The sequence below is a fragment of the Streptomyces triticirhizae genome, assembly GCF_003696235.1.
Lineage (GTDB): Bacteria > Actinomycetota > Actinomycetes > Streptomycetales > Streptomycetaceae > Streptomyces > Streptomyces triticirhizae.
Map to the genome: position 1 here is coordinate 1 of NZ_RFFJ01000179.1, position 12,560 is coordinate 12,560.

9 protein-coding genes and 2 pseudogenes are annotated in these 12,560 nt (G+C 73.7%); 8 read left to right on the plus strand and 3 right to left on the minus strand.

The window, feature by feature from the left end:
- From EBN88_RS30785 to EBN88_RS23885, 5 genes and pseudogenes are all read left to right on the plus strand, one after another.
- Positions 1-230: pseudogene (locus EBN88_RS30785) on the plus strand (hypothetical protein); the annotation flags it as partial.
- Between the two features lie 254 nt (positions 231-484).
- Positions 485-2,107, plus strand: coding sequence for an alkaline phosphatase D family protein (locus EBN88_RS23870; RefSeq protein WP_122399134.1), 1,623 nt, complete (start codon positions 485-487; stop codon positions 2,105-2,107).
- Between the two features lie 326 nt (positions 2,108-2,433).
- Positions 2,434-3,813, plus strand: a complete 1,380-nt coding sequence (locus tag EBN88_RS23875; RefSeq protein WP_122399135.1) for a Bcr/CflA family multidrug efflux MFS transporter — start codon at positions 2,434-2,436, stop codon at positions 3,811-3,813.
- Complete coding sequence (locus tag EBN88_RS23880; protein WP_233580892.1) at positions 3,810-4,802, plus strand: small ribosomal subunit Rsm22 family protein; 993 nt, start codon at positions 3,810-3,812, stop codon at positions 4,800-4,802. Before EBN88_RS23875 ends, EBN88_RS23880 begins: the two co-directional genes overlap by 4 nt.
- A 713-nt stretch (positions 4,803-5,515) precedes the next feature.
- Positions 5,516-6,109, plus strand: coding sequence for an ADP-ribosyltransferase (locus EBN88_RS23885; RefSeq protein WP_122399136.1), 594 nt, complete (start codon positions 5,516-5,518; stop codon positions 6,107-6,109).
- 95 nt (positions 6,110-6,204) lie between these two features.
- Here the strand turns inward: EBN88_RS23885 and ddaH are convergent, their stop codons facing one another.
- Positions 6,205-7,170 (minus strand): dimethylargininase, encoded by a 966-nt coding sequence (gene ddaH, locus EBN88_RS23890; protein WP_407703455.1) that lies wholly within the window; start codon positions 7,168-7,170, stop codon positions 6,205-6,207.
- A gap of 174 nt (positions 7,171-7,344) precedes the next feature.
- On the opposite strand from ddaH, the gene EBN88_RS23895 reads away from it, so the two are divergent.
- Entirely contained in the window at positions 7,345-8,037 is a 693-nt protein-coding gene (locus EBN88_RS23895) for a bifunctional DNA primase/polymerase (protein WP_122399138.1), read from the plus strand.
- 133 nt (positions 8,038-8,170) lie between these two features.
- Here the strand turns inward: EBN88_RS23895 and EBN88_RS23900 are convergent, their stop codons facing one another.
- On the minus strand, positions 8,171-9,289 hold the full coding sequence (locus EBN88_RS23900; protein WP_122399139.1) for a hypothetical protein: 1,119 nt from the start codon (positions 9,287-9,289) through the stop codon (positions 8,171-8,173).
- Between the two features lie 128 nt (positions 9,290-9,417).
- Between EBN88_RS23900 and EBN88_RS23905 the strand changes: the two are divergent.
- A pseudogene (locus tag EBN88_RS23905) lies at positions 9,418-10,164 on the plus strand (CDP-alcohol phosphatidyltransferase family protein); the annotation flags it as partial.
- On the opposite strand, the gene EBN88_RS32090 reads toward EBN88_RS23905, so the two are convergent.
- On the minus strand, positions 10,107-10,628 hold the full coding sequence (locus tag EBN88_RS32090; RefSeq protein ID WP_122399141.1) for an adenylyltransferase/cytidyltransferase family protein: 522 nt from the start codon (positions 10,626-10,628) through the stop codon (positions 10,107-10,109). The pseudogene EBN88_RS23905 and the gene EBN88_RS32090 sit on opposite strands and share 58 nt — an antisense overlap.
- Positions 10,629-11,332: 704 nt before the next feature.
- On the opposite strand from EBN88_RS32090, the gene EBN88_RS23915 reads away from it, so the two are divergent.
- Positions 11,333-12,560, plus strand: a 1,228-nt coding sequence (locus tag EBN88_RS23915; RefSeq protein ID WP_147472822.1) for a glycosyltransferase, incomplete at its 3' end; no start/stop codon positions are given.

The window sequence follows — 12,560 nt, forward strand, 5'->3', positions numbered from 1 at the left end:
GGGCCGGCGGCGGGCGGCGCGCTGGCGCGGTGCGGGTGGAGCCGCTGCCGGGCGGCGGCTGGCGGATCGAGGTGGCGGTCGGGATCGCGCGCGGCCATCGGGCCGTTGACGTGACCCGCGCGGTGCGGCGCGCGGTGACCGAGGCGGTCGCCGCGCAGGCGCCCGGGCAGCGGGCTGGGCAACCGACCGGCCCGCTGGGCGTCACCGTGACGGTCACCGGCATCACCTGAGGTTCGCCGGGACGCGGGTTTGCCGACCGACCGGTCCGCATCGCGACCGGAAGACGACCGTTTCCGTTCGCTGGACGACCGCTCCCGACCGGCCGGGCGCGTCATGGAACGGGACGCGCAACTCGCGTTGAACGGCCGGGAGTTCGCCCGTGGCCCGGGCGTCGCCCGCCGGCCAGGGTGCGGTCATCGGATCGCCAGCCGGGCGCCCGTCCCAGGTCAGCCGCCATTGGGCCGCGCTCGCTGCACTCGGGGACATGACGCAGATTCCGTCCCCCACCGAGGAACTCCGAGCCGCCGCGCGCCAGCTCAACCGCCGCCGCTTCCTGACCGTGACGGGTGCCGCCGCCGCGATCGCCTTCGCCGTGAACCTGCCGAACAGCGCCCAGGCCGCCCCCGCCGCCGACGGATCGGCGCTGCCCGACGACCCGTTCACCCTCGGCGTCGCCTCAGGCGACCCGCTGCCCGACTCCGTGGTGCTGTGGACCCGGCTGGCGCCCGAGCCGCTGGCGCTGGACGGCGGGCTGCCGGCCGAGCCCGTCGAGGTGGCCTGGGAGATCGCCACCGACGCCGAGCTGACCCGCGTGGTGGACGCGGGGACCGCCGTCGCGCACCCCGAGTTCGCCCACAGCGTCCATGTCGAGGTCGCCGGGCTGAACCCCGGAACCACCTACTACTACCGCTTCACCACCGGGAGTTGGGTCTCCACGACCGGCCGCACCAGGACCGCGCCGGCGCCCGACGCGCTGCCGTCCGCCGTCCGCTTCGGGCTGGTCTCCTGCCAGCGCTACGACCAGGGCTTCTACACCGCCTACCGGCACCTGGCCGCCGAGCCCGAGTTGGACGCGGTGCTGCACCTGGGCGACTACCTCTACGAGTACGCGGTCAACGCGACCGCCGGCGTGCGCGGCACCCCCATGCCCGCGCACCTCAACCGGGAGACCCGCACCCTGGAGGACTACCGGACCCGTTACGCCCTCTACCACTCCGACCCCGACCTCCAGGCCGCGCACGCCGCCCACCCGTTCATCGTCACCTGGGACGACCACGAGGTGGACAACAACTACGCCGGCGCGATCTCCGAACAGGACGACCCCGCCGAGGAGTTCCTGGTCCGCAGGGCCGCCGCCTACCGCGCCTACTGGGAGAACATGCCGCTGCGCCAGCCGCAGCTGCCCGAGGGCCCCGACCTGCTGCTGCACCGCCGGCTGCACTACGGCCGCCTCGCGCAGCTGGACATCCTCGACACCCGCCAGTACCGGGACGACCAGGCGCACGGCGACGGCTGGAAGCTGCCAGGCGACGAGGCGGCCGACCCGGACCGCACCCTGCTGGGCGCGGCCCAGGAACGCTGGCTCGCCGACGGCTGGCGCGCCTCGGACGCGGTGTGGAACGTGCTGCCGCAGCAGGTCACCGTCGCCCGCCGCCGCAACCAGCTGGAGGGCCCCTGGCCGCTGTCCATGGACTCCTGGGACGGCTATCCGGCGGCCAGGGAACGGCTGTTGGGCGCGGCCGAGGAGGCCGGCGTCGAGAACCTGGTGGTGTTCACGGGGGACGTCCATGTGCACTACGCCTTCGACCTGAAGGCCGACTGGGACGACCCCGACTCCCGCACGCTGGGCGTGGAGCTGGTCACCACCTCCATCGCCAGCGGCGGCGACGGCGCGGCGCGCCCCGACAACTGGGCCGCGCTGACCGGCGCCAACCCGCACCTGCGCTTCTACGACGGGCGGCGCGGCTATCTGGTGGTCACCCTGGACGAGGCCGAGGTGCGCGCCGAGTACCGGGTCGTGGACCGGGTCACCACCCCGGGCGCGGCGGTGGCGACGGCGGCGACGTTCGTCTCCCGCGCGGGCGACCCGGGCCTGCGCGAGGTCTGACGACGCCCGGCGGCTCCCCGGCGGCTCCCCGACGGGCCACCCGGGCTCACCCCGGGTGGCCCAAACCTCGACGGCGGGAAGTGAGACGTGTTTCACTTCCCGCCGTGTGGGCCCAGCGGGCGCCGCGTGAGGCAGAGTTGACGGCGGGACCGTTCCGGCCATCGGGCCGACCTCACCGCGCTGGCCAGCGGAAACGGCCAAGCGGACGGCGCGGTTCCGGCGCCGTTTCCACGCCGGGAACGCGTCGTTCGTCCGGCCGTAATCGAGAGGCGGCGACCCCGGATCGTGGGATGATTGGATCGTCCTAACGATTCCCGGAGAGGTGCATGACTCAGCTCGGCCAAAGCCCAACGGCCGTACCAGGTTCCGACGTTCGCCCCCCCAACGCCCCCGAGATATCCACCGGAGCCACCCCCGGGATATCCACCGCCGCCCTCCACCCGCCGGCCCCAGCGCCGCAGGCGTCTCAGGCGCCGCAACTCAGCAAGCGCCGCAAGGCGGGTCTGCTGATCGTCCTGATCCTGGGCAGCCTCTCCGCCCTCCCGCCGCTCTCCATCGACATGTACCTGCCGGCCCTCCCGGAGGTCGCCGACTCGCTGGGCACCGGCGCGTCCACCGTTCAACTCACCCTCACCGCCTGCCTGCTGGGCCTCGGCCTCGGCCAGCTGGTGGTGGGCCCCATGAGCGACCAACTCGGCCGCCGCTGGCCGCTGATCGTCGGCATGGCCTGCTACGTGGTCGCCTCCGTCGCCTGCGCCTTCGCGCCGACCGTGGAGATCCTCACCGCCTGCCGGCTGGTGCAGGGCCTGGCCGGCTCGGCGGGCGTGGTGATCGCCCGCGCCATCGTCCGCGACCTCTACTCGGGCGTCGCGATGGCCAGGTTCTTCTCCACCCTCATGCTGGTCTCCGGCGTCGCGCCCATCCTGGCGCCCGTCTTCGGCGGCCAGTTGATGCGGGTCACCGACTGGCGCGGCATCTTCCTGGTGCTGGCCGTCACCGGCGTCGTCCTGATCGCCGTGGTCATTCGCTGGCTGCCGGAGACCCTGCCGCCCGAGCGGCGCGACAGCGGCGGCGTGCCCGCGGCGCTGCGGGCCATGGGCGGGTTGTTCAGGGACCGCGTCTTCACCGGCCACCTGCTCGTCGGCAGCCTGGTGTTCGCGGCGCTCTTCGCCTACGTCGCCGCCTCCCCGTTCGTCGTCCAGGAGATCTACGGCGCCTCGCCGCAGACCTACAGCATGGTGTTCATGGCCAACTCCATCGCGCTGGTGCTGATGAGCCAGGTCAACGGGAAGATCCTCGTCGGCCGGGTGTCCGTGCACCGGATCATGACGACCGGACTGGTCCTCATCACCCTCTCCGCCGTCGCGCTGCTGATCATGACCACCGGGGTGTTCGGCGAGGCGAACCTGCTGGCCATCTCCATCGGCCTGTTCTTCCTCATGGGCTCCATGCCGCTGGTGCTGCCCAACGCCAACTCCGAGGGCCTGGACCGCACCCCGCACGCGGCCGGCGCGGCCTCCGCGCTGCTGGGCGCCACCCAGTTCTTCGTCGGCGCCGCCGCCTCCCCGCTGGTGGGTGTCGCGGGCGAGGAGACCGCCGTGCCGATGGCCGTCGTCCAGCTGGTCGCCGTGCTCGCCGGGGCCCTCTGCTACGTCGCCCTGTGCCGGCCGAAGCGCTCCGCCGCCCGGCCTACACTTCCCGGGTGACCAGCACCTCCGACCAGCTGCGCGCCGCGCTCGACGGGCTCCTCGACGGCCTGCCGCCCACCCGGGCGGCGGGCGCCGTCGAGCGTTTGATGGCCGGGTACCGGGCGAAGACCCCGGGCCCGGCCCCCGAGCTGCGCGACCGGGCGGACGCCGTCGCCTACGCCGCCTACCGGATGCCGGCGACCTTCGAGGCGGTCGCGGCGGCGCTCGCCGCCCTCGCCGCCCGGCTGCCGGGCTGGGCCCCCGCCGAACACCTCGACCTCGGCGGCGGAACGGGGGCCGCGACCTGGGCCGCCGCCGGCGTCTGGCCGGGCGAACGGCCGACCCTCGTCCTCGACCGCGCGGGCCCGGCGCTCGACCTCGGCCGCGAGCTGGCCGGCTCCGCCGGCGCACCGGCCGCCGTGCGCGGCGCGCGCTGGACGCGCCACTCGATCGGCGCGCACCTCGCGCCGGCCGAACTGGTCACCGTCTCCTATGTGCTCAACGAACTCCCCGAGAAGGAACGCGACGCCACCGTCGACGCGGTCGCCGCCGCCGGCCGCGCCGTGGTCCTCGTCGAACCGGGGACGCCCGACGGCTACCTCCGCATCCGCACCGCCAGGGACCGGCTGCTGGCCGCCGGCCTCACCGTCCTCGCGCCCTGCCCGCACGGCGCGAGCTGCCCGCTGACCGTCGGCGACGACTGGTGCCACTTCGGCGCCCGGGTCACCCGCTCGGCGCTGCACCGGCGGGTCAAGGGCGCGGAACTGCCGTACGAGGACGAGAAGTTCGCGTATGTCGCGGCCTTCCGCGACCCGCCGCCGACCGCCACCCCCGCCGAACCCCGGGTGATCCGCCGCCCCCGCCCACGCAAGGGTCAGGTACTCCTCGACCTCTGTGCCCCCGACGGCACGGCCGGGTCCCATACCATCACCAAACGCCACGGCACGGACGCCTACCGGCGGGCCCGGGACACGTCCTGGGGCGACGCGTACCCCTTGCCGGGGTGAGACCGGAGCGGCGCGCCCGCGCCGCCGGCCCTGCGGGCCGGCCGGCGGAGAGCCGCACCGGGGTCGCTGGGGGAGGGGCCTCCGGGGCGGGGCGCCGGCGGGGCTCTGCCGGGGACAGGCTCCGCCTTCGCCGAGGGCTGGCCCCGCCGACGCCGCGTCCGGCCGTGCGGCACGGCTCCCTCAAGCCGGTCGGCTTCTCCGAACGCGCCCCCTGTCAGGCCGGTAGCCCTGCGACACATCCGGCCGCGTGCCGGCGGGCGTTAAAACGGAGCGGTTCTCCGGTTCCGTGTGGGGTGGGGTGGGCCGGAGGCGGTTCGGCCGGAGTCGTTCTCCGGTTCGAGTGCCGGCAGCGGTCCCCCCGGAGTGGTTGTCCGGTTCCGGTGGGGGGGAGGGGTGCCGTCCGGAGCCGTTCTCCGTTTCCCTCTGGGGGCGGGTGGTGGGCCGGAGCGGCGCTCCGGTTCCGTCGCTGGTCGGCTTCGCCGTGGCGGGGCTGGCTCGGGCCCCGTCCCGAGGGAGGAACGGCTCGTTGGCGCCGCGGAGCCGGTCCCTCTCCGGGCCCTGCGGGGCGTGGGCCAACCGTCCCGGCCGCGTGGGCCCCCGGGCCCCCGGCCTCCGGTAACTGCCTGCGGCAGCCGTCGTGTTGGCGCCGCGCCACGCCGTCGATCGGGGGACATTGCGGGAGTTCCGCCCCCGCGCCCGGCCAGGGTACGGGCATGTTCTGGAAGCGCATCCTCCGCAGGACCGCAGCCCTCGCCCTCCCGCTCGGGCTCCTGCTGACCCCGATCTCCCTCACCGCCGCGCCGGTCGCCAGCGCCGCCGTCGCCTGCCCGACCGTCAACGACCCGCTGTACGCCGCCAACAACGAGAACGTCGACGTGGAGCGGATCAGCCCCGACCCCGCCTACCGCACCGACTGCCGCCAGCTCTACCGGGCCGACGGCCGGGCCCCGGACGTCGTCTTCGCCGAGGGCTTCGAGCCGAGGGACGTGGTGAACGGGCAGTACGACCTGGAGCAGTACGTCCTGGTCAACCAGCCCTCGCCGTTCGTCAGCACCTCCTACGACCACGACCTGTACAAGGACTGGGGCTCGGCGCGCTTCAACTACTACATCGACGCGCCCGGCGGGATCGACGTCAACGCCACCATCGGCGACCAGCACCGCTGGGCGGACCAGGTCGAGGTGGCCTTCCCCGGCGGCATCGCCACGGAGTTCATCGTCGGCGCCTGTCCCATCGACCGGGACACCCGGACCGAGGTCATGGCCGACTGCGTCGACAACCCGCACTACGAACCCTGGCGCGGCTGAGCGACGCCGATCGACGCTGAGCGACGCCCCCGCCCCGCCCGCCGGGTTCGGCCCGGCGGGCGGGAAACGGGGAAACGGAGAGCCTCACCGCTGCGTCAACGCAGCTCCGCCGTGCAGCACTTGACGCTGCCGCCCGCCTTCAGCAGCTCGGACAGGTCGACCGGCACCGGTTCGAAGCCCCGTTCCCGCAGCGGTTCCAACAGCCCGACGGCTGCCTGAGGCAGGACCACGTGGTGGCCGTCAGAGACCGCGTTCAGGCCGAGCGCCAGCGCGTCCGCCTCCTCCGCGACGATCGCGTCGGGGAACAGCCGCTCCAACACAGCCCGGCTGCCGGGGGAGAAGGCCCCCGGGTAGTACATGACCGTGCTTCCCTCCCGGCCGCGCACGCTCCCGCCGTCGCCGTCCGCACCGTCCCCGGCCGTGCCGTCGTCCAGCACGCACAGCGCGGTGTCCAGGTGGTAGAAGCGGGGGTTCACCAGGCCGAGCGCGATCACCGGGCGGCCGAAGAACTCCTGCGCCTCCTGCGGCGCGAGCGGGCTGGAACGGAAGCCGTGGCCCGCCAGCAGCCACCGGTCCGTCACCGCGAAGTCACCCTCGCCCTCGTTGGTGTGTTGAGCGCGTTGAAACTCCACGCACCCCCGCTCGCGGTGCCACTCCTCGTGCACCGTGGCCTCGCCGTACCGCTCGGGATGGGCGAAGCGCGCCCCCAACACCCGGTCCTCCAGCACCAGCCCGCCGTTGGCCGTGAAGACCAGGTCGGGCAGGTCGGGATGCGGGGTCAGCTCGTCCACCGTGTGGCCGAGCGAGCGATAACAGTCACGCAGATCGCTCCACTGGGCCATGGCCAGTCGGACATCGACAGGCTTGCTCAGGTCCATCCACGGATTGATCGAATACGTGACCCGGAAGTGCTCCGGGGGACACATCAGATAGCGACGAGGTCGGTACACAGAGGCTCCTTGTGGGTGAAGGGCCGCTTTGACATGGGTGCGTGATGCACTGCGGTGAGCACAGTGTGCCCAGCCCCGACACCGTTCACCCGGCCTCCCCCGATTACCCATCCGGGGCGGGGACAGGGCAGGATGAGCGCAACCCGGAGGAGCCCTCAGCGGGTCCCGGGAGGTCCCGAAGGGACCGGTGAGGGCCCACGAGGCCCCGAGGGACGGCTGAGGAATAACGCCGGTCCTCCGAGCGCTGGTCTGCTTACGGGACGGAAGTGAGGCGGTAAGCACCTGATGGCACGCGAGAGCAGATTTCCCCGCTGGTTGCGTCGTGGTGGTCGAGGTGCCGGCGGTGAGGCCGCCGCGCAGGCCCGTGAGGAGTCGCTGCTCGCCGTCGCCAGAGCGGGGCTGCCCGTCGCCCCGGCCGCGCACCCGCAGGGCTATGGCTGTTCCTGCGCCAGGATCGGCTGTCCCACGCCGGCGCGGCACCCGGTCTCCCTCACCTGGAACACGGAGGCCACCACCGACCCCGAACAGGTGCTGCGCTGGCTGCGCGCCGACCCCGAGGCCAACTTCGTCACCGCCACCGGCCGCGTCCACGACGTGCTGGACGTGCCGCTGGCCGCCGGCCTTGAGGCGCTGGAACGTTTGGCCGCCGACGGCGTCGAGCTGGGCCCGGTGGCCGTCGCCGACCCGGACCGGATGCTCTTCTTCACCGCGACCCGGGGCACGCCCGACGACGAGGACGAGTGGTGGCCGTGCGAGCTGGACTGCCACCCCGAGACCATGGACGAGCACCCCGGGCTGCGCTGGCACTGCCGGGGCAGCTATGTCCTGCTGCCCCCGGCCCGGCTCACCGAGGAAGGCGGAGAGGGTGTCCGCTGGCTGCGCGGCCCCGAGCATCCGCTGCCCGACCCGTTGGCCCTGCTGGAGACGCTCACCGACGCCTGCGCCAGCCACCACCGCGAACCGGCCTGGCCCAACTGACCGGCCGAAACGGAGAGTCCGAAACGGAGAGTCCGGACGGTAAGCCGGAAGGGTTCCGGAACGGTAAGCCGGAACGGAGAAGGGGGCGAGGCCATCGGCCCCGCCCCTCGATCCGCTCCCGCCGCGCCGGCCGTTACTCGCCCAGCGCCTTGAAGACGCCGCCCATCCGGGCCCGCAGGTCCACCGGGTCCTCGCCCTCCGGCACATAGGCGGTGAACGTGGCGTACCGCTGAAGGGTCACCGCCCGCTGGGCCGTCCCCCGCATCAGCGGCTTCACCAGGTCCTCCACCATGGGCGTCTCGCCCTCGGCCCAGGTCCGCTTCTCGTCCATCCGCATGGTGAACAGCACCAGCGCCCCGCCGTCCGCCGTCCGCACGGCGAACGTCGGGTGCTCCTTCTCCTCCTGCGGAACGTCCGCGTACTCGATGCTTAGGGCCGGGTCCTCGGCCCGCTCGTCGCGGGTCGCCAGCACCTCGGAGGTGTGGGGGCCGCCGAGGAACGAGCCCTGCCCGTCGGCGAGGTAGGTCGCGTAGGTCTCGCCCAGCTCGCTGGGGATCACCGACAGGCCGGTGCTCTCGCTGGAGACCTGGATGTCCTCCAGGTAGCCGTCCTCGTCCTCCGCGAACTCCGGGATCGCCGACGGCTGGAGCACCGAGAGATAGCGCGCCTTCCACGGCTCGTCCACGCTGTTGCGGGAGAACGTCATCAGCCAGCGGTACTCGCTGTCCTGGATCTCGGTGTCCACCATGAAGAACTTGGGCCAGCCGGCCTGCTGCGGGATCAGGAAACGCGGGTTGACCGGGGTCAGGCCCCCGTCCTCCTCGGCGGACTCCTCCTCGGCCGTACCGTTCTCGGCCGCGCCGTCCTCGGGCGGGGCCTCCTCACCTTCGGTGCCCTCGGCGCCTTCCTCGCCCTCGGCGCCTTCCTCGCCCTCGGCGCCCTCCTGGCCTTCGGCGCCCTCCTCGGCGGCCTCCTCCTCGGCCAACGCGCCCTGGGCGATCAGCGCGGCACCGTTGATCTCCGCGAGCGCACCCGCCTCCACCGTCGCGTTCAACTCGGCGTCGTACGTTCTCCGCGCCTCGTTGGTGACCTCGAAGTAGTGCTCCAGGACCTGTTCGGCCTCGTTCTCGGTGGCCGCCGGCACCACGGCGGTCTCGCCGTGCACCGTCATGCAGCCCGACAGGGACGCCACCGTGGCCAGGCTCACCAGCAGCCCCGCCGTGGTTGTCGTCAGTCGTGCGCGCAGCCGCATCTCCTCGGCCCTCCCCGTCGTGTGTCGCTCCGGCCCAGGCATCGTATCCGTGCCGGCGGTGGGCGCGTGCGGCGGATGCCGACGCGGGGCCTGGGATCGCGCCGCCGCGCCGTGGGAGGATGCGGCCCATGGTGGGGACGGGGCGAACCTTGGGGTACGGGGCGGCCGTTGCGCGGCTGGCCGAGGCGCAGAAGACCGCCAAGGGCGTGTCCCTGTACTCCCGTTACGTCAACCGACCGGTCGGCCGCCGGCTGGCCGCCGCCGCCTACCGGCTGGGCCTCGGCCCCAACCAGGTCACCCTGCTGAGCGCCGCCGTCAGCGGCGCGGCCCTGGCGACCGTCGCGCTGGCGTCGCCCTCCTGGGCGGTGGGGGTGGTCGTCTGGTTCGGGCTCTTCCTCGGCTTCGCGCTGGACTCCGCCGACGGCCAACTCGCCCGGCTGCTCGGCCGATCCAGCCCGGCCGGCGAGTGGCTCGACCATGTGGTGGATCTGGCCAAGATCACCGCGCTGCACGCGGTCGTTCTGATCGCGTTCCACCGCCACTTCGAACTGCCAGGCGACGGCTGGCTGTTGCTGCCACTGGGGTTCCAACTCGCCCATCTGCTGATCTTCTTCGGCGGGCTGCTCACGGAGCAGCTGCGCCGGAACGCGCCCGGGCCGGCCGGCGCGCCCTCGCCCGCGCCCTCGCCCGCGCCCTTGCCCTCGCGACGGCGCGCGGTGGCGCTGCTGCCGGTGGACTACGGCACGCTGTGCCTGCTGTTCGTGCTGCTGGGCGACGAACGCGCGTTCCGTTGCGGCTATGCCGTCCTGGCCTGCGCCTATGGCCTGTTCTGCGCGGGCTTCTCGGTGCGCTGGTTCCGCGCGCTCTCGGCGCTCGCGGCGCCCGCCACGCCCGCCGAACCCGCCGCGCCGGGTCCTGTGGAGCCGCCCAACGCCTCCAGCGCGCCCCGCAGCTGAGTGCTGGAGGTGTGCACGGTGTACGGGAAGTAGACGATCCGCACCCCCACCGTGGCGAAGTCGCGTTCCAACTTCTCGCCCTTGGGCGTGCCGCGCCAGTCGTCGCCCTTGAACAGCACGTCGAACCGCACCTGTTGCCAGGTCTCCAACTTGTTCGGAACGGTCTCCACGAAGGCCGCGTCCACGTAACGGATGCTGCGCACGATCTCCAGCCGCTCCACCAGCGGGATCACCGGTGGCCTGCCCTTGGCGAGCGTCGCCATCTCGTCGGAGACGACGCCGGCCACCAGGTAGTCGCAGCGATCGCGCGCGTGCCGAAGGATGTTGAGGTGCCCCACATGGAAGAGGTCGTAGACCCCCGGTGCGTAGCCCACGGTCTGCATGACGCCCGAACCCCCCACTGGCCGGTCACCGCTTCCCCGGCACCCTAACCCGCGCACTCGGCCCCCGGGTCCGGAACGGAACGGAACGGCGGGAACGGAGCGGTGGAAACGGAGCGGCGTGACCGGAACCGCGTGATCGGAGCGGCAGGAACGGAGCGGTGCTCCGGCATGGCGCGGATGGGGCGGGGGAAGCGGAGCGCCGCTCCGGGACGGTGTGCGCGGGCCGCCAGGAACGGAGCGGTGCTCCGGAACGGGGCGAACCGGATGGAGAAACGGAGCGGTCGTCCGGAATGGCACGGATGGAACGGTGAAAACGGAGCGGCGCTCCGCAACGGCGCCAGCCGGCCGGCAGGAACGGAGCGGTGCTCCGGCATGGCGCGGATGGGGTGGGGGAAGCGGAGCAGTACTCCGGAACCACGCCAACCGGCCGCCGGGAACGGGGCAGTACTCCGGAACCACGCCAACCGGCCGCCGAGAACGGAGGGGTTGTCCGGCGCGGTGTGAACGGGCCGGGCGGCGAAGCGAGTTGGCGCGTTCCCGGCCCGGCGCCGTTCGCCCGTCCGGAAGCTGACGCGTGGTCGTGCCCCACCCGTGGCGCGCGGATAGGCTGTGCGCCACCGCTGCCAGGGAAGACCACCGCTGTCCCGGGGGCAGAAGACCGCCGCAGGGCGGGAGCTGCCACGGAGGCGGAGAAGAGGAGCGTCGTGAGCGACCCGCAGGCCCCCGGTGGCGAACGTCTGCTGCTGGTGTCCACCAACTACGCCCCGGAACAGGCCGGAATCGGCCCCTACGCGACACAGCTCGCCGAGCACTGGGCCGCCGAACGGGACGCGGAGGTCCATGTGTTGGCCGGGCTGCCGCACTACCCGGCGTGGCGCGTCGACCCCGCCTACCGGGGGCGTTGGCGGCTGGTCGACGAGCGCGCCGGGGTGCTGGTCCACCGCCGCCGGCACTATGTCCCGGCCCGGCAGAGCGCGCTCCGGCGCGCCGCCTACGAGGGCAGCATTCTCGGCCACGGGCTGCTCGCCCCGCCCCGGATCGCCCGGCCCGACGCGGTGGTCGCCCAGGTACCCAGCCTGGCCGGCGGGTTGCTGGCCGCGCGGCTGGCGCGGCGCCACGGCGTTCCGTTCGTTCCCATCGTCCAGGACCTGATGGGCGCCGCCGCCGCGCAGAGTGGCATCGCGGGCGGCGGGCGGGTCGCCGCCCTGGCCTCCGGCGTCGAGCGGCGGATGCTGGCCGGCGCCACCCTGGTCGGCGTCATCCACGAGTCGTTCCGGGAACGGGTGCGCGCCCTGGGCGTCCCGGGGGAACGGGTGCGCCTCGTCCCCAACTGGTCCCACGTCACGCCCCCCACGCGCCCCCGCGTGCACACCCGCGCGCGGCTGGGCTGGCCGCTCGGGCAGACCGTGTTGCTGCACTCCGGGAACATGGGCCTCAAGCAGGGCCTCGACGTGCTGATCGACGCCGCCAGGCTCGCCCCCGAACTCCGCGTGGTGCTGATGGGCGATGGCTCCTGCCGCGCCCAACTCGCCCGGCAGGCCGCCTCGTTGCCCAACGTCGACCTGCTGCCGCCGGCCGACGAGGCGGAGTTCCCCGAGATCCTGGCCGCCGCCGACGCGCTGCTGGTCACCCAGCGGGCCAGCGTCCTGGACATGAGCGTGCCCTCCAAGCTCACCTCCTACTTCGTCGCCGCCCGCCCGGTCATCGCCTCGGTCGCCGGCAACGGCGGCACCGCCCAGGAGCTGCGGCGTTCCGCCGGCGGCCGGCTGGTGCCGCCCGAGGACCCGGCCGCGCTGGTCGCGGCCGCCCGCGAACTGGCCGCCGACCCCGCCGAGGCCGACGCCGTCGGCGCCAGGGGCGCCGCCTACGCCGCCGCCCACCTCTCCCGCGCCGCCGGCCTCGCCCGGATCTCCGCGCTGCTCGACGAGGCCC